Origin of the sequence: Janthinobacterium sp. GW458P (genome assembly GCF_002127585.1) — a bacterium.
Taxonomy (GTDB): domain Bacteria; phylum Pseudomonadota; class Gammaproteobacteria; order Burkholderiales; family Burkholderiaceae_D; genus Janthinobacterium.
Window position 1 is genome coordinate 84,179 of sequence record NZ_NEGZ01000001.1, and the last position, 17,624, is coordinate 101,802.

Genomic DNA, 17,624 nt, shown 5'->3' on the forward strand with positions numbered 1-17,624 from the left:
ATGGCAGCTTTGGACAACAACAGTATCGTCGCCGTCATCGGCAGCGGCGCCATGGGCGCCGGCATCGCGCAGGTGGCCGCTGCCGCCGGCTACAGAGTCAAACTGTACGACACGCGCGCGGAAGCGGTGAGCAAGGCGCTGGCGGACATTGGCAAAATGTATGCGAAGCTGGCCGAAAAGGGCCGCATGACGTTGGACGAAGCCGCTGCCGCCACGGCGCGCCTGCAGGCGGCCGGCAGCCTGGCCGACGTGAGCCATGCTGCCCTGGTGGTGGAAGCCATCGTGGAAAACCTCGACGTCAAGCGCGGCCTGTTCGCCGAACTCGAAGCGTTAGTCAGCGACGACTGCATCCTGGCGACGAATACCTCGTCGATTTCCGTCACGGCGATTGCCGCCAGGCTGCGCCGGCCGGAACGCCTGGTCGGCATGCACTTCTTTAATCCCGTACCCCTGATGGCGCTGGTGGAAGTGATCAGTGGCCTGGCCACCAGTGAACAAGTTGCCGCCACCGTCTACGACACCTCGATTGCCTGGGGCAAGAGTCCCGTGCACGCGAAATCGACGCCCGGCTTCATTGTCAACCGCGTCGCGCGTCCGTTCTACGCGGAAGGCTGGCGCCTGTTGAGCGAGCAGGCGGGCGATCCCGCCACCATCGATGCCGTGCTGCGCGAGGCGGGCGGTTTCCGCATGGGCCCATTCGAGCTGATGGACCTGATTGGCCACGACGTGAATTTCTCCGTTACGCAATCCGTATTCGGCGCCTACTTCAACGACCCGCGCTTCACGCCGTCCGTGCTGCAGCAGGAAATGGTCAACGCCGGCTTCCTGGGCCGCAAGTCGGGCCGTGGTTTTTACCTGTATGGCGAAGGCGCGCCTGCCCCTGTCGCGCAGGCGGAAGGCCAGCAGCCGAAGCCGGAATTCGTCGCCCTGTCGGCCGCCGTCGGCGGCGATGGGCGTGGCCATAGCGGCATCATCCGCAGCCTGGTGCAACGGCTGGAGCAGGCTGGCATCACGGTCAGCCGCCGCGTCACGCAGGAAGGCCAGACGCATGACGAAGCGCCGGCCCTGCATTGCAACGGCGCCGCGATTTATCTCACCGATGGCCGCAGCGCCACCCAGCGCGCGCACGATAACCAGCATCCGGATACGGTGCTGTTCGACCTGGCGCTCGACTACGCAGGTGCAAAACGCATCGCCGTGGCCCGCGCCGACCAGTGCAGCGACGCCGCCTATGCGGCCGTCGTCGGCCTGTTCCAGGCGGCCGGTTTTACCGTCACGCGGCTGGACGACGTGGCCGGCCTGGCCGTCATGCGCACGGTCGCCATGCTGGCCAACGAGGCGGCCGACGCCGTCAACCAGGGCGTGTGCACGGCGGATGCCGTCGACATCGCCATGCAGAAGGGCGTCAATTACCCGCGCGGACCGCTGGCCTGGGCCGACCAGGTGGGCGTCCAGCACATCGTGACAGTGCTGCACCACCTGGCGCAAGGTTATGGCGAAGACCGCTACCGGGTCTCGCCGCTGCTGCGCCGAAAACTCGCCAATGGAGATCGCTTTCATGCCGAATGAAGACCACAACATGACCGCACAGGCCCTGGCCGAAGCGGCCGCCGCCTCCATGCTGTCGCGCGACAACGCCACCGCCGCCATGGGCATCGCCCTGGCCGACGTGGGACCGGGCCATGCGCGCATGACGATGACGGTGCGCGCCGACATGCTCAATGGCCACCAGACCTGCCACGGCGGTTTTATCTTTGCCCTGGCCGACAGCGCCTTCGCCTTCGCCTGCAACAGCTACAACATGAATACCGTGGGCGCCGGCTGCACCATCGACTACCTGGCGCCCGGCCGCGAAGGCGACGTGCTGACGGCGCACGCCGTCGAGCAGGCGCTGGCCGGCAAGAGCGGCGTCTACGACGTCAAGGTCAGCAACCAGGAAGGCCGCGCCATCGCGCTCTTCCGCGGCAAGTCGATCCGCGTGGCGGGTGAAGTCATACAAGAGCAGGCTTGAACTGCCGTTGCAGCATTACATAGTAAAAGAACCGATTAGGAGACAATGATGGTCCAACGAATTCCCGCCCCGAATGACCTCGAGCCGATCGAGCGCGCCAGCAAGGATGAACTGCAGGCGCTGCAGCTCGAACGCATGAAATGGACGCTCAAGCACGCGTATGACAACGTGCCCCATTACCGCGCCGCTTTTGACGAAGCGGGCGTGCATCCGGACGACCTGAAGTCGCTGTCCGATCTGTCGAAATTTCCGTTCACCGATAAAAAAGTCTTGCGCGACAATTATCCCTTCGGGCTGTTCGCCGTGCCGCGCGAACAAGTGGTGCGCATCCACGCGTCCAGCGGCACCACGGGCAAGGCAACGGTGGTCGGCTACACGCAGAACGACATCGATACCTGGGCCAACGTGGTGGCGCGCTCGATCCGCGCCGGCGGCGGGCGTTCGGGCGACATGGTGCACATTTCGTATGGCTACGGGCTGTTCACGGGCGGCCTGGGCGCGCACTACGGTGCCGAGCGCCTGGGCTGCACGGTCATCCCGATGTCCGGCGGGCAGACGGAGAAGCAGGTGCAGCTGATCCAGGATTTCAAGCCATCGATCATCATGGTCACGCCGTCGTACATGCTCAATATCATCGAGGAATTCACGCGCCAGGGCCTGGACCCGGCGGAATCGTCGCTGAAGGTAGGCATCTTCGGCGCCGAGCCGTGGACGGACGCCATGCGTTCGGAAATCGAGGCGCGCGCCGGCATCGACGCCGTCGACATCTATGGCCTGTCCGAAGTGATGGGGCCTGGCGTGGCGTCCGAGTGCATCGAGAGCAAGGACGGCCCCGTCATCTGGGAAGACCATTTTTACCCGGAGATCATCGATCCGGAAACGGGCGAGGTGCTGCCGGACGGCGCAGAGGGCGAACTGGTGTTTACCTCCTTGTCGAAAGAGGCGCTGCCCATCATCCGCTACCGCACGCGCGACCTGACCCGCCTGCTGCCGCCGACCTCGCGCTCCATGCGCCGCATCGGCAAGATAACGGGACGTTCCGACGACATGCTGATCATCCGCGGCGTGAACGTGTTCCCCACGCAGATCGAAGAGCTGATCCTCAAAATGCCGAAGCTGGCGCCGCAATACCAGCTGGTGGTCACGCGTGACGGCCACCTCGACAAGCTGGAAGTGATCGCCGAGCTGCGCATCGACCTGACATCCACCATCTCTGCCAGCGAAACGGACACCCTGGCGCGCGAGCTGGAACACCGCATCAAGACGCACGTGGGCGTGAGCACGCGCGTGCGCCTGGTGGCCGCCGCCGGCATCGAACGCACTCTGACGGGCAAGGCGCGCCGCGTGGTCGATCAGCGTCCTAAGGTTTTCTCCTAATTTTCTCCTCACCGACACTGCAGGAAACAACATGAACGAAGCTTTTATCTGTGACGCTGTGCGCACTCCCTTCGGCCGCTATGGCGGCGCGCTGGCCGGCGTGCGCGCCGATGACCTGGGCGCGTTGCCGATCGCCGCGCTGATCGACCGCAACCCGTCCGTCGACTGGTCCGCCATCGACGACGTGTTCTACGGCTGCGCCAACCAGGCGGGCGAAGACAACCGCAACGTGGGCCGCATGGCCGCGCTGCTGGCTGGTTTGCCGGCAGCAGTACCCGCCAATACCATCAACCGCCTGTGCGGCTCCAGCCTGGACGCGGTCGGCATGGCTGCCCGCTCCATCAAGGCGGGTGAGGCTGAGCTGATCATTGCCGGCGGCGTGGAAAGCATGACGCGCGCGCCTTTCGTGATGGGCAAGGCCGACAGCGCGTTTTCGCGCGCGGCGAAAATCGAAGACACCACCCTGGGCTGGCGTTTTGTGAACGGCAAGATGAAGGAGCAGTACGGCATCGACACCATGCCGGAAACAGCGGAAAACGTGGCCGTGGAATTTGGCATCAGCCGCGCCGACCAGGATGCGCTGGCCTTGCGCAGCCAGCAGCGCTGGGCCGTCGCCAACGCGGCCGGCGTGTTCGATCGCGAAATCGTGCCCGTCGCCGTGCCGCAAAAAAAGGGCGAGCCGAAGATGGTGACGATGGATGAACATCCGCGTCCGGATACCTCGCTGGAAATGCTGGCGAAATTGAAAGGCGTGGTGAAAGCGGACGGCACGGTCACGGCCGGCAATGCCTCGGGCTTGAACGACGGCGCCTGCGCGATCCTGCTGGCGTCTGCTGCCGCCGTCGACAAATACAAGCTGACGCCCCGCGCAAAGGTGCTGGGCATGGCCACGGCCGGCCTGGCACCGCGCATCATGGGCTTTGGCCCGTCGCCGGCGTCGCGCAAGGTGTTGGCGCAGACAGGATTGAGCATTGAGCAGATGGACGTCATCGAACTCAATGAAGCGTTTGCCGCGCAGGCTTTGGCCGTCACGCGCGACCTGGGCCTGGCCGACGATGCGGCCCACGTGAACCCGAATGGCGGGGCGATTGCCATCGGCCATCCACTGGGCGCATCGGGCGCGCGCCTGGTGATGGCGGCGCTGAACCAGCTGGAGCGCACGGGAGGGCGCTATGCGCTGTGCACCATGTGCATCGGCGTGGGGCAGGGTATTGCTGTCGTCATTGAACGCGTATAAAAAAGTAAAAAAACAAAAAAGGCGCAGGCTTGTAAAAAAGCGCCAACCATAATTGACCGTAGTGCCAACCTGGTGGAGACCACAATGATTGCCAATATCTTCAAGAAAACCCTGATCGCCGGCGTGCTGGCCATGTCCGCCGCGAGCGCGTACGCGGCCGATAACATCAAGATCGGTTCCGTGCTGTCCGTCACGGGGCCAGCCGCCTTCCTGGGCGACCCGGAACTGAAAACCCTGCAGCTGTATATCGAGAAGATCAACGCGGCCGGCGGCGTGCTGGGGCGCAAGCTGGAACTGGTGCACTATGACGATGGCAGCGACGCGGCCAAGGCCAACGGTTTTACCAAGCGCCTGATCGAGTCGGACAAGGTCGACGTGCTGATCGGCGGCACCACCACCGGCGCGACGATGGCGATGGCGCCGCTGGTGGACCGCGCCAGCATGCCGTTCATCTCGCTGGCTGGCGCCGTGGTCATCATCGACCCGGTCAAGAAGTGGGTGTTCAAGACGCCGCACACGGACCGCATGGCGGCCGAGAAGGTGTTCGAGGACATGAAGAAGCGCGGCATCAGCAAGGTGGGCCTGCTGTCGGAAACGAGCGGCTTTGGCGCCTCGGGCCGCAAGGAATCGCAGATCGTCGCTTCCAAATACGGCATCACCCTGGTGGCCGATGAAACCTACGGTCCGAAAGACACGGACATCACGGCGCAGCTCACGCGCATCAAGAACACGGCCGGCGTGCAAGCCATATTCGTCTTCGGCCTGGGCCAGGGCCCGGCCGTGGTGACCAAGAACTATGGCCAGCTGGGCATGTCCGCGCTGCCGCTGTACCAGTCGCACGGCGTGGCGTCGGACGAGTATTTGAAACTGTCGGGCAAGGCCGCCGAAGGCGTGCGCCTGCCGACGCCGGCCCTTCTGATCGGCGCCATGCTGCCCGACAGCGACGCGCAGAAGGCTGTCGTCGTCGGCTACGACAAGACGTATAAAGAGCGCTACAAGATCGATCCGTCGACCTTCGGCGGCTATGCGCTCGACGCCCTGAACCTGTCGGTAGACGCCATCAAGCGCGCCGGCGGCACGGACCGCGAAAAAGTGCGCGCGGCGCTGGAACAGACCAAGGGTTTTGTGGGCACCACCGGCGTGTTCAACATGTCGGCCAAGGACCACATGGGCCTGGACCTGTCGGCTTTCCGTATGGTGGAAGTGAAGAACGGCGAATGGCAATTGTCGAAGTGATGTAAGCCAGAGTACCTGCGCGAGGCCGCCCTCGAAGGCGGCCCGCGCATAGCCGAACATAATGGAGACACCATGGAAGTCGCTCAATTTTTACAATTTCTGTATTCCGGGATGACGGTCGGTTCCGCCTACGCGCTGGCGGCGCTGGGCTTTACCATCATCTACAACACCAGCGGCGTGATCAATTTCGCCCAGGGCGAATTCATCATGCTGGGCGGGATGCTGGCCGCCGTGATGTCGGCCGCCGGCGTGCCGCTGCCGCTGGCCATCATTCTGGCCGTCATCGCCACCGGTATCGTTGGCCTGTTGATGGAAAAAACCGTGATCGAACCGGCGCAGAACGCGCAGGTCATCACCCTGTTGATCATCACCATCGGCGCCTCGCTGGTGCTGCGCGGCGTCGTGCAAATCTGGCTGGGCAAGGATACGCACTCGCTGCCGGCCTTTTCCGGCGACGCGCCGATCGATTTTTTGGGCGCCAGCCTGCTGCCGCAAAGCCTGTGGGTGCTGGGCGTGACCGTCGTCATCGTGCTGGTGCTGGGCTGGTTCTTCGGCCGCACGCTGATGGGCAAGGCCATGCTGGCCACCTCGCACAACAAGCTGGCCGCGCAACTGGTGGGCATCAACACGCGCAAGGTGCTGCTGCTCTCGTTCGGCCTGTCGGCCCTGCTGGGCGCGGCGGGCGGCATCCTCGTCGCACCGATCACCTACACCTCGTATGACGCGGGCATCATGCTGGGGCTGAAAGGCTTTGTCGCCGCCGTCCTCGGCGGCCTCGGTGGCGGCGCGGGCGCGATTGCCGGCGGCCTGATCCTCGGCATCGCCGAAGCCATGACGGCCGGTTACATCTCGTCGGCCTACAAGGACGCCGTGCCGTTCGTGCTGATTTTATTGATCCTGTTCTTCCTGCCGCAAGGCTTGTTTGGCGCTAAAAATTCGGAGCGTGTATGAAGCATTTCCTTACCCGCTCGCGCCATGGCGGCTTGCTGGTGCTGGCACTCGTGCTGGCCATCCTGCCGCTGTTCCTCTCTAATGCGTTCTACTATGACGTGGCGATCCGCATTGCGCTGAACGCCATCGTCGTCATCGGTTTGAACCTGCTGATGGGTTACACGGGACAGATCAGTCTCGGTCACGCGGGTTTCTACGGCCTGGGCGCGTATGCGTCGGCCGTGCTGACCACGCACTACAACTGGCCGCCGCTGGCCGCGCTGGCCGCCGGCGCCGTCGCCACGGGCTTGCTGGCGCTGCTGCTGGCCCGCCCCGTGCTGAAACTCAAGGGCCATACGCTGGCCATGGCGACGCTGGGACTGGGCATCATCATTTCCATCGTCATCAACAACGAGACGCAATGGACGGGCGGTCCGGACGGCATCGGCGTCTCCGCCTTCAGTGTCGCCGGCCTGGAAATCGCCGGTGAAAAATCGTGGTACCTGGTGTGCGCCGTGCTGCTGTTGCTGGTCACGTGGCTGGCGCTGAACCTGATCGATTCGCCTGTCGGCCGCGCGCTGCAGGCCATCCACGGTTCGGAAGTGGCGGCCCGCGTGGTCGGCGTCGATACGACGCGCTTCAAGGTGCGCGTGTTCGTGCTGTCGGCCGTCATCGCCAGCATCGCGGGCAGCATCAGCGCCCATTACATCGGTTTCATCACCCCGAATCTGGCCGGTTTTTTCCACTCGATCGAGCTGGTGACGATGGTGGTGGTGGGAGGCATGGCGTCGATCTTCGGTTCCATCATCGGCGCGGCGCTGCTGACGGTCTTGCCGCAACTGCTGTCCAGTTTTGAAGGCTGGGAAACGGTGGTGTTTGGCGTGATCCTGATGGCGACCATGATCTTCATGCCCAAGGGCCTGGTGCCGAGCCTGGCCAGCCGTTCGCGCAAGCGTTCTGCTACCCCGAAAGCACCGCCTCAATCTGCACGGGAGGTGTGAGATGCTGACGATTAACAACCTGAGCAAGAGCTTCGGCGGCGTGCACGCTGTGCAGGACGTGAGCTTCACCGTCAAGGAAGGCAATATCCACTCCGTGATCGGGCCGAACGGCGCTGGCAAGACGACCCTGTTCAATTTGATCACCGGTGTCTATACGCCGACCAGAGGCGAGATCCTGCTCAATGGCGAGAACGTGGCCGCCATGCCGCCCGATGCGCTGGCGCGGCGCGGCATGAGCCGCACCTTCCAGAACCTGCAGGTGTGCATGAACATGACGGCCATCGACAATGTGATGGTGGGCGCGCACCTGCGCCTGAACCAGAACCTGTTCGCCTCCATGCTGCGTTTGCCGTCGGTGCGCCGTGCCGACGCGGCATGCCGCGACGAGGCGGCGGGCCTGATGGAATTCGTCGGCGTGGGCCGGCACATCGACGACGAGGCGGGACAGATGTCGTATGGCGCATTAAAACGCCTGGAAATCGCGCGCGCGCTGGCGGCCAAGCCGAAGGTGCTGCTGCTCGATGAACCGGCGGCGGGCCTGAACCACACGGAAACGGGCGAGATCGAAGCCCTGATCCGCAAGGTGGCGCAATCGGGCGTGACGGTGGTGTTGGTCGAGCATGACATGAAACTGGTGATGAATCTGTCGGACCATATCCTGGTGCTCGACTATGGCAAGAAGCTGGCCGAAGGGACTGCCGCCGAAGTGCGCGCCAATCCCGACGTGGTGGCGGCATACCTGGGAGTGGCGGCATGATGAAGATGGAAAAACCTCAAACGCCGCTGGTGCTCGATATCGCCGGCCTGACCAGCCATTACGGCCGCATCCAGGCCCTGCACGGCATCGACCTGCAAGTGCGCCAGGGCCAGCTGGTGGCGCTGGTGGGCGCGAATGGCGCCGGCAAGACGACCCTGCTGCGGGCGATTTCCGGCGTGCAGCCGATCAGCGCCGGCAGCATCACCTTCGCCGGCCAGGATGTCAGCCGCATGAGCGCCGACAAACGCGTGCGCGCCGGCATATGCCAGGTGCCGGAAGGACGGCAAGTGTTCGGCCCCATGACGGTGGAAGACAATCTGCGCCTGGGCGCCTTTACACGCCCGGCCCAGGACGTGGCAGGCGACATGGAGCGCATGTACGGCCTGTTCCCGATCCTGAAGGAAAAGCGCCTGCTGCTGGCCGGCACGCTCTCCGGCGGACAGCAGCAGATGCTGGCCATGGCGCGCGCGCTGATGGGCCGCCCGCAACTGCTGCTGCTCGACGAGCCGAGCATGGGCCTGGCGCCCTTGCTGATAGCGGAAATCTTCCGCATCGTGGCCGAACTGCGCGACCAGGGCATCACCATTTTCCTCGTCGAGCAGAACGCGCACGCGGCCCTGTCGATCGCGGACGTCGGCTATGTGATCGAGACGGGCGCCATCACCTTGTCCGGTCCCGGTCCCGAATTGCTGCATAACGAGCAGGTACAAAGCGCGTACCTGGGTATGTAACCCGAAGGGCAAATACTGGGGTCGGACCCTGAGGGTCCGACCCCGGCAGTGCAAGGTTTGGGGGGCAGGGAAGCGTCACCCCAATGCATGAATAGGAGAACAACATGGTCAAAGTCTACGAAATCAACGGCGTTACCCCCGTCGTCCACCCCAGCGCCTATGTGCACCCATCGGCCGTGCTGATCGGCGACGTGATTGTCGGCCCGCGCTGCTATATCGGCCCGCTGGCCTCGATCCGCGGCGATTTCGGCCGCTTGATCCTGGAAGAGGGGGCGAACCTGCAGGATACCTGCGTCATGCACGGCTTTCCCGGCTGCGACACGGTGGTCGAAGTTGACGGCCATATCGGCCACGGCGCCGTGCTGCACGGGTGCCGCATCGGCCGCAATGCGCTCGTCGGCATGAACGCCGTGGTGATGGATAACGCCGTCATCGGCGAGGAATCCATCGTCGCCGCCATGAGTTTCGTCAAGGCGGGCATGATCGTCGCGCCACGCAGCATGGTGGTGGGCACGCCCGCCAAGATCATCCGCGCGCTGACCGACGATGAAATCAAATGGAAAAGCTCGGGCACGGGCCAGTACCACGAACTGGCCGTGCGCTCGATGCAAACGATGCGCGAAGTGGAAGCCTTGACGCAAGTCGAGGCGAACCGCCAGCGTCTCAGTTTCGAATCCGCCTTGCCGCTGCATTTGCACAAGAACGCCGCAGCACAGTAAACCAACATAGGAGTAAAACATGGCTCACATATCCACCCTGCAAAGCCTGATCGCCGGCCGCTGGCTGGGCGAAAGCGCCGCCGTGCCCCTGCACAGCGCCTTGAACAACCGCGTCATCTATCACACGCATGCCGAGAAAATCGACTTCGACGAAGCCGTCACGTATGCGCGCAAGACGGGCGTGCCGGGCCTGATGGCGCTCGATTTCCAGCAGCGCGCCGCGCGCCTGAAGGCACTGGCCCTGTACCTGGTCGAGCGCAAGGAAGAACTGTATGCGATCTCGCACCTGTCGGGCGCCACGCGCGCCGACAGCTGGGTCGACATTGAAGGCGGCACGGGCACCCTGTTCGCCTATGCCAGCATGGGCAGCAACGAGCTGCCGTCGTCGAACGTGCTGCATGAAGGCCCGGCCATCGCGCTGGGCAAGAAGGGCGGTTTCGCCGGCACGCACATCCTGGTGCCGCGCGGCGGCCTGGCCGTGCACATCAACGCCTTCAACTTCCCCATCTGGGGTCTGCTGGAAAAATTCGCGCCAAGCTTCCTTGCGGCCATGCCCTGCATCGCCAAGCCGGCCACGGCGACGAGCTATCTGACGCAGGCCGTCGTGCGCATGATGCATGAATCGGGCCTGCTGCCGGCCGGCAGCCTGCAACTGGTGATCGGTTCCACGGGCGACTTGCTGGACCGCCTGAATGGCCAGGATTTCGTCACCTTCACGGGATCGGCCGCCACGGCCGCCAAGCTGCGCACGAATTCCAACCTGATCGCCCAGTCCGTGCCCTTCAACGGCGAAGCCGATTCGCTCAATTGCGCCATCCTGGCGCCGGACGTCACGCCCGACGACGTGGAGTTCGACCTGTTCGTCAAGGAAGTCGTGCGCGAGATGACGGGCAAGTCGGGCCAGAAGTGCACGGCGATCCGCCGCATCATCGTGCCCGAGCACCTGATGGATGCCGTCGGCACGCGCCTGCGCGAGCGTCTGGCCAAGGTGGTGGTGGGCGACCCGTCCATCGAAGGCGTGCGCATGGGCGCGCTGGCGTCGAAAGAGCAGCAAAATGACGTGGCTGAACGGGTTGCCGCCCTGTCGCAGGGTAATGAAGTGGTGTTCGGCGCGGCCGACGGATTCAATCCGCTCGGCGATGGCGCGCAGGACGGCAGTTTCTTCTCGCCGACCTTGCTGCTGTGCCGCGACGCCTTCGGCAACGATGCCGTGCATGACGTGGAAGCGTTCGGGCCTGTCAGCACGATGATGGGCTACCACGATATCGACGAGGCGCTGGCCCTGGCCGCGCGCGGCAAGGGCAGCCTGGTAAGCACCCTGGTGACGCGTGATCCGAAGATCGCCGCGCGCGTGGTGCCGCAAGTGGCGGCCACGCATGGCCGTGTGCACGTGCTCGAGCGCGTGGCTTCCGTCGATTCGACGGGCCATGGCTCTCCATTGCCGCAACTGAAGCACGGCGGTCCTGGCCGCGCAGGTGGCGGCGAGGAGTTGGGAGGCGTGCGCGCCGTGCGCCACTATCTGCAACGGGCGGCCGTGCAGGGTTCGCCGACCATGCTGGCGGCGATCACCGGTGAGTATGTGCGTGGCGCGGACGTCAATGAAAGCCCGATCCACCCGTTCCGCAAGCACTTCGAGGACCTGAAGACGGGCGACTCGCTGCTGACGCACCGCCGCACGGTCAGCGAAGCGGACATCGTCGCCTTCGGCGGCATTTCGGGCGACTTCTTCTACATGCACTTCGACGAAATCGCGGCCAGGGAGTCGCAGTTCGGCAAGCGCATCGCCCATGGCTACTTCGTGCTGTCGGCCGCTGCCGGCCTGTTCGTATCTCCGGGCGTCGGCCCCGTGCTGGCCAACTACGGCCTGGACAACCTGCGCTTCGTCGCCCCCGTCGCCATCGGCGACACCATCCGCGCGCGCCTGACGTGCAAGCGCAAGGTCGACCGCAACCGCAAGGACGTGTTTGGCGTGGGCCAGGGCGTGGTGGCGTGGGACGTGCAGGTAACCAACCAGAACGAGGAACTGGTGGCCAGCTATGACATCCTGACCCTGGTGTCGAAGCGCGAGTAAGCGTTACCGCAGCAGTGGCCAGCCCGGTGCCGCCCGCGATTTTTTGCGTGGGCGGCATTTTTTTGCACGCGGCGGACGATGGGCGCTACACCGTGTGATTCGTTTGCGGAGTGTCGGACAGCTTCAGCGTGCGCTTCGGCCTGCCTGTCTTCATGACTTTCGATTGCCGCAATGTCGGCTGTGCGGATACATGCAGCGTCAGCGCTGCGAAATGTATTCGCAGGCGCTTTTAACAGTATCGACGGCACCTGCCAGTTTAGCGGGTGACATTCGCATCACTACGCAGTTGGCGCTGGACCGTGGCAAGGCGTCCCTGGCTACGGGGCCCGATTTGACTGAATACGTGAAGGGCAAGTCCGCCGCCACCCTAAAACGCGGCGGCCGAACATGGTCTCGTGATGCTGTTTTTCGGCAGCACACAGACCACGCTCATGGTCGGCGATTCGCCTACGGGGAAGGACGATTGACGGATAATTTGAGGCCATCCTAAAATATTCAATGTTAATATTATGGAATGCTAAAAACACTACAAGCTGGGCGGGCGCTGGCGGCCATCAGTGTCGCCGCCTTTCATCTGTCGATCGCCATGGGAGTGCCGCGTTATGGTGGTGAGCCGGTTTTTTATGAATGGACGCGCCATATTGGCGGGGTGCGGTTCTTCTTTGTCCTTTCCGGTTTTATTATTCTGTTTGCCCATTACCACGAGATAGGCCAGCCGTCGGCTTGGCGGCCCTATATCTACCGGCGCTTTATTCGCCTGTATCCCATTTATTGGTTATATAACATCCCATTTTGCCTGCTGGTGGCTGCCGGCTTGGGCACTGATGCGCGCATTCCCTCTAGCTTGGGGGATTGGATAACATCATTGACCTTGATACGATTCACCTCCGCTGTACCGCCATTGACGGTGGCTTGGAGCTTGTTTCATGAAGTGGCATTTTATGCCGTGTTTTCGCTGTTGATTCTTAACCGGCGCCTGGGCGTAGCTGGATTTGCAGCGGCCGCCCTGTTCAGCATTATTTACTATAACTATCCGGCCGTAGCGCAGCGCAGCGCGGGGAATGTCTATACCGCTGCCTATAATTTGTATTTCCTGTTTGGCATGGGGGCGTTCTACCTATACCGTCGCGGCGGGCGCGGCTGGATCGAACTGGCGGCGGGAGGCGCGATATCGGCAGCCGCACTGTGGGTTGCGCCAATGCCCCATGAGCTATCATATATGGGACTGATACTGGGCTTTGCTTTCCTGCTGGCTGGCGCGGCCAAGTTGGAGACGTCACGATATCTCCGCGTGCCAGCAATCTTGGTCGCACTGGGAAACGCATCCTATACCATTTACCTGATCCACGAGCAACTCCAGGGCTTGTTGCTGAAGCTGCTGATCAAGAGCCATCTGGCGGCGCTGCTCGGGCCCCGCTGCACCTATCTGCTGGTATTGTTGGGGACCATGGGCTTGGGGTATGCCGTCTACCTGGTTATCGAGCGGCCATTGACGGCGGCTTTGCGTCGACGATTTCGGCCAATTCGCGATAGCGGGAGTGTAGCCTATGCAGTACCGTCTGCGCCGTGTACGGAGTTGCCTGCTGCTGGCACGCCCAAGGATCCGACGGCTGCGACAAAATCTGCCTGAGCGCCTGCATGAACGGCTGGGGCGCGTGTTCTCGTACCAGGCGTCCGATGCTATCGTTGGGAATCAGGCGGGACGCCTCGCCAGTATCGGTGCTGACCACCGGCACGCCACAATAAAGGGCTTCCAGGAGAACCACGGGCATGCCCTCGAAGGCCGATGACAGGCACAGGCAGTCGACGGCATTCATCCATTCTGAAATCTTCTGATGGGAACGGGGGGCAAGTATGCGAACGTTTGCCTCCAGTCCCTGCTCGCGTATAAAGCGTCGCATGTCCGATTCCAGCTCTCCCGCGCCTATCATGACCAGAATGGTGTCGTCGCGATGGCGTTTGAATTCCTGATACGCGTGCAACAATAACAGCGGATCCTTTTGACCGACAAAACGTCCCACGAACAGCAGTATTTTCTTGCCCCGATCAAACTGGTGTTGGCGGGCGAATTGCTGTTTCAGCTGCCTGCGTCCGGTGGCCGGCAACGGACGGAAGATCGTCTCATCGACCCAAGTGGGAATGAACTGGATGCAGTCGCGCATGGCCGGATAACGCTGTTGGTAATGCGCGACCGCGTCCGCTCTGACAATATAGACCTGCTTGATCCGCACGATCAAATGGCGCTCCAGCCAGAAATAGATGGCTGGGAAGCGGGACCATTTCACTTCGGATTTTGGGTTGTAATAGTCTTTCCCATGATGGCCGTGCAGGAACAGGACTTTATGGTTGGACGCCAACCAGAATATGGCGCTGGGCTCGATCCGATGAAATTCCAACAGGGCGTCGTGCAAGTCAATTTGTGCGCGATGGCGCCACAAGGCCCAGGCGAACTTGAGGGTTCGTGGTATTTTTTCGAATCGACCGACAGGGGCCTCCATGACCGGGAGGAAATGAAAGCTGCGCCCATCCAATTTCAGCCGCTGCCATTGGCCGACCGGGTGAAGCTGGATATCGACGCTGACACCGACGAAATAGATATCGAAGTCCGATGGCGCAAATTTAATCAGCGCACGAATAATGCTGCCTATGCCGCCAACATTTGGGTGGGTTGGATCATAAGGATGAAATTGAATCACGCGTATCTTGGCCATATTATTCTCCCTGGATGGCCATTACAGCAGACTGTGGCAAAGATGTAAATTTTTTTATTAAAAAGTTAATTTGTATTTATTTGCAATGTCGTCGCACCAGAGGGGGCGCGCGGGTATTCTGCGCTGGGTGCGGTGTGGTGGAGTATCGCAAATGGAGGAGGATGGCCCGCGAGCGAGCGTGGTGAGCATGCAAGGCACGCTGGCTATGCCGATCGGCGATCTGGCAAAGATGAATGAGCTGGCGCAAGTGCAATTCAAGCAGGGCATGGAACGCTGCGTGTCCAACGTGCACAATGCCTGCAATACCAGCATCGCCATGGCGTTGGCCAACGGCGACCTGTTGAGGGAGATCGCCGCCGAGGCGGCCGATCAGGCCAGCCTGCTGGCGGCACTGACGGACATGTATGCAAAACTGGGCAGTATGGAGTCCGATATCGCGTCATCGGCAGGTGGTGATCCAGGTGGTCACCACCAAGGGCGATATGGACCAGATGACGCAGCAAAACTCCGCGCTGGTGGAAGAAGCGTCGGCGGCGGCCGAATCGCTGCAGGAATACGCCATGCAGCTGGGCGCGGAGCTGGCCGTGTTCAAGCTGGCGCAGGGCGGCCTGGCGCCGATTGCCACCGTGCCAAAGGCACAGCGGCAGGCATTGGCGAGGGAGGTTTAGGCCTGCAGCCCGAACGGATCGTCGATGCTGTGCGCCGGCTGCGTGAACCAGCGCGGACCATTTTCCGTCATATAAAAATGGTCTTCGTGGCGGACGCCGAATTCGCCGGGGATGCAGATCATCGGTTCGTTCGAGAAGCACATGCCCACGTCGAGCGGCGTCGTGTCATTGCCCACCAGGTAAGGCCATTCGTGGATATCGAGGCCGATGCCATGACCCGTGCGGTGCGGCAGCCCGGGCAGTTTGTAGCCGGGGCCGTAACCGTCCGCTTCCAGGGACACGCGCGCGGCGCGGTCCACGTCGCCGCAGGGCACGCCCAGACGGGCGGCCGCGAATGCGGCGGCCTGCGCGGCCTTTTCGCTATTCCACACGCTGCGCTGGCGTTCGCTGATCGCACCAAACACATAGGTACGCGTGATGTCGGAGATGTAGTTCATCACCTGGCAGCCCGTGTCGATCAGCACCGTGTCGCCCGCTTTCAAGGTTTGCACGTAATTGACGCCATGCGGGTAGGCCGTCGCCTCGCCGAACAGCACGATGCAAAAATACGAGCGGGGCGCGCCCACCTTGCGATGCGCGCGCTGGATGAATTCTTCCACCTCGACTGTCGTGACGCCTTCGTACAGCATGCTGGCCGTAGCCATGTGCACGGCCAGGGTCATGTCCATCACGCGTTGCATCAGGGCGATTTCTGCCTCGGATTTGCGGCTGCGGCAGTACGCAGTGACGGCGCGCGCGTTTTCCAGTGTGTAGCCAGGGGCCAGTGGCTTGATGCCGTCATAGATGAAGAAGGCGGCGCTTTCGCAGATGCCCACGCGCGGCGGTTGATTCGCGTCCTGGGCGATTCCCATGCGCGCCAGCACGTCGGCGAACAGCTGGTACGGGCTTTCATGCTCTTCCCAGCAATTGACACGGCCTTCGACGAGCATGAAGCCTTGCAGGGTGCTTTCCTCGAAGGCGGGCGCGATATACTCGATGGCGCCGCTGGCCGGCAGGATGGCGCCCACCATGCGTTCGCTGGCATACCATTTGGTGCCCGTGAAATAGGTGAGGTTGGCGCCCGCGTTCAGGTAGATGGCGGCGATACCCTGTTCGCGCATGAACGCTTGCGCCTTGGCGATGCGTTGCGCATGTTCGTCCTTGCCTATGGCGACCATGCCGCCCGTCATGTCCGACAGCGATGCCAATGCCTGTTCGATGGAAGTGCCACCTATGCTCATGCCTGCTCCTTTGCTCGATGCTGAATATGGAATGCGGGCATGATATCAGTTCGCGTCTTTCGGCTTGAGCCCCGGCGCGCCGCCGGCCGCATCGGGCGGGGCCAGCACGAGGTCATGCGGATAGGTGAATTGCCAGTCCGCGTAGCGCTGCTTGCGGCGCAGGCTGGCGTCTTCGTCGAGGAAGTTGTCCTGCTTGATGGGCAGCTGTGGCGACAGCGAATGGATGCCGACGATGCGTCCCTCCTGCCGCAGCAGGCCCCATTCCGCCTTGCCCGTGACGGGATCCGCATACAGGCGGCGCAGATGGCGCCGGGCGTTGGCAAAGCGCGGGTCGCGCAGCAGTTCCTGCAGGGTCAACGGGTAGCGGGGCCGCCCGTCGGCCGGCGTGCTGTCGTAGTAGCGGCCCAGCGCGTTGCGGAATTCATGGCCGATGAACAGCAGCTCGCGTTCCTTCTCGCGCCGCGCGGCCGTGGCAAATAGTTCGCTGGCCAGCACCAGACCCACGCCCATGAAGGCCACCAGCATCAGGGTCCAGATATACGCGAAGCCCCGTGTGCCGCGCCGGAAACTAGAGCTGTTCAAACGGAATGCCCTCGCGCGTCTTGCCCTTGGCGCCGCTGCGCACGTCGGCCACGCCGCCGATCTCGCCATTCGGCGAAGGGATCAATTGCCAGGTGGCGGCCGACTCTGTAACAGGGTCCAGCGGCACGCTGCGGAAGTAGTGGTGAGTGACCAGGTCGGCCAGCGCGGCCGGGTATTCTCCCTTGTCGGCATAGTATTTATCCAGGCCGCTCCTGAGCACCTGCAGGTTTTCCTTCAGCGCGACTTCCTTCGACTTTTCCACCGAGCCGAAATAGCGGGGGATGGCGATCGTCAGCAGCAGCGAGATGATGGCCAGCACCACCAGCAGTTCGACCAGGGTAAAGCCGCGGCGTATGGTCGTGGTAGGCATGGC

The 17,624-nt window shown here is 62.8% G+C and carries 16 protein-coding genes and 1 pseudogene; 13 read left to right on the plus strand and 4 right to left on the minus strand.

Annotation, left to right across the window (positions count from 1 at the left end):
• The 12 genes from paaH to CBW50_RS29840 all read left to right on the plus strand — a co-directional run bounded on the left by paaH (window position 1) and on the right by CBW50_RS29840 (window position 13,700).
• On the plus strand, window positions 1–1,569 hold the full coding sequence (paaH, locus tag CBW50_RS00385; RefSeq protein WP_086143669.1) for a 3-hydroxyacyl-CoA dehydrogenase PaaH: 1,569 nt from the start codon (window positions 1–3) through the stop codon (window positions 1,567–1,569).
• Complete coding sequence (paaI, locus tag CBW50_RS00390) at window positions 1,559–2,011, plus strand: hydroxyphenylacetyl-CoA thioesterase PaaI (protein ID WP_086143670.1); 453 nt, start codon at window positions 1,559–1,561, stop codon at window positions 2,009–2,011. The genes paaH and paaI overlap by 11 nt, the downstream gene beginning before the upstream one ends.
• 48 nt (window positions 2,012–2,059) lie before the next feature.
• A complete protein-coding gene (gene paaK, locus CBW50_RS00395) occupies window positions 2,060–3,388 on the plus strand; it encodes a phenylacetate--CoA ligase PaaK (RefSeq protein WP_086143671.1) in 1,329 nt (442 codons plus the stop codon).
• Between the two features lie 31 nt (window positions 3,389–3,419).
• Window positions 3,420–4,625, plus strand: coding sequence for a 3-oxoadipyl-CoA thiolase (gene pcaF, locus CBW50_RS00400; protein ID WP_086143672.1), 1,206 nt, complete (start codon window positions 3,420–3,422; stop codon window positions 4,623–4,625).
• Window positions 4,626–4,709: 84 nt separating this feature from the next.
• A complete protein-coding gene (locus CBW50_RS00405; RefSeq protein ID WP_086143673.1) occupies window positions 4,710–5,861 on the plus strand; it encodes an ABC transporter substrate-binding protein in 1,152 nt (383 codons plus the stop codon).
• A 72-nt stretch (window positions 5,862–5,933) separates the two neighbouring features.
• Window positions 5,934–6,812 (plus strand): branched-chain amino acid ABC transporter permease, encoded by an 879-nt coding sequence (locus CBW50_RS00410; protein WP_086143674.1) that lies wholly within the window; start codon window positions 5,934–5,936, stop codon window positions 6,810–6,812.
• The gene (locus tag CBW50_RS00415; protein WP_086143675.1) at window positions 6,809–7,792 is read left to right on the plus strand and encodes a branched-chain amino acid ABC transporter permease; all 984 of its coding nucleotides are present in this window, start codon (window positions 6,809–6,811) and stop codon (window positions 7,790–7,792) included. Before CBW50_RS00410 ends, CBW50_RS00415 begins: the two co-directional genes overlap by 4 nt.
• A 1-nt stretch (window position 7,793) precedes the next feature.
• Window positions 7,794–8,549 carry an ABC transporter ATP-binding protein gene (locus CBW50_RS00420; protein WP_086137156.1) on the plus strand — a complete coding sequence of 252 codons (756 nt, stop codon included), beginning with the start codon at window positions 7,794–7,796 and terminating at the stop codon, window positions 8,547–8,549.
• Window positions 8,549–9,280 (plus strand): ABC transporter ATP-binding protein, encoded by a 732-nt coding sequence (locus CBW50_RS00425; protein ID WP_086143676.1) that lies wholly within the window; start codon window positions 8,549–8,551, stop codon window positions 9,278–9,280. The genes CBW50_RS00420 and CBW50_RS00425 overlap by 1 nt, the downstream gene beginning before the upstream one ends.
• 104 nt (window positions 9,281–9,384) lie before the next feature.
• Complete coding sequence (gene paaY, locus CBW50_RS00430; protein ID WP_086143677.1) at window positions 9,385–9,999, plus strand: phenylacetic acid degradation protein PaaY; 615 nt, start codon at window positions 9,385–9,387, stop codon at window positions 9,997–9,999.
• 19 nt (window positions 10,000–10,018) lie between these two features.
• Entirely contained in the window at window positions 10,019–12,070 is a 2,052-nt protein-coding gene (gene paaZ / locus CBW50_RS00435; protein WP_086143678.1) for a phenylacetic acid degradation bifunctional protein PaaZ, read from the plus strand.
• Between the two features lie 514 nt (window positions 12,071–12,584).
• A complete protein-coding gene (locus CBW50_RS29840) occupies window positions 12,585–13,700 on the plus strand; it encodes an acyltransferase (protein WP_086143679.1) in 1,116 nt (371 codons plus the stop codon).
• Between the two features lie 7 nt (window positions 13,701–13,707).
• On the opposite strand, the pseudogene CBW50_RS00445 reads toward CBW50_RS29840, so the two are convergent.
• Window positions 13,708–14,781 (minus strand): annotated as a pseudogene (locus CBW50_RS00445) (glycosyltransferase); the annotation flags it as partial.
• A gap of 404 nt (window positions 14,782–15,185) precedes the next feature.
• Here CBW50_RS00445 and CBW50_RS00450 point away from each other — a divergent pair.
• Window positions 15,186–15,449: a hypothetical protein gene (locus tag CBW50_RS00450; RefSeq protein WP_139842364.1), complete on the plus strand. Its 264-nt coding sequence runs from the start codon at window positions 15,186–15,188 to the stop codon at window positions 15,447–15,449.
• Here CBW50_RS00450 and CBW50_RS00455 read toward each other — a convergent pair.
• Genes CBW50_RS00455 through CBW50_RS00465 form a run of 3 tightly spaced genes read right to left on the minus strand, consistent with a single transcriptional unit; the run spans window position 15,446 to window position 17,621 of the window.
• On the minus strand, window positions 15,446–16,669 hold the full coding sequence (locus CBW50_RS00455; protein WP_086143682.1) for a Xaa-Pro peptidase family protein: 1,224 nt from the start codon (window positions 16,667–16,669) through the stop codon (window positions 15,446–15,448). The two genes, CBW50_RS00450 and CBW50_RS00455, sit on opposite strands and share 4 nt — an antisense overlap.
• A gap of 45 nt (window positions 16,670–16,714) precedes the next feature.
• Window positions 16,715–17,251: a type II secretion system protein gene (locus tag CBW50_RS00460; protein WP_226935438.1), complete on the minus strand. Its 537-nt coding sequence runs from the start codon at window positions 17,249–17,251 to the stop codon at window positions 16,715–16,717.
• A complete protein-coding gene (locus CBW50_RS00465) occupies window positions 17,238–17,621 on the minus strand; it encodes a type IV pilin protein (protein WP_216356294.1) in 384 nt (127 codons plus the stop codon). The genes CBW50_RS00460 and CBW50_RS00465 overlap by 14 nt, the downstream gene beginning before the upstream one ends.
• Window positions 17,622–17,624: the final 3 nt, after the last annotated feature.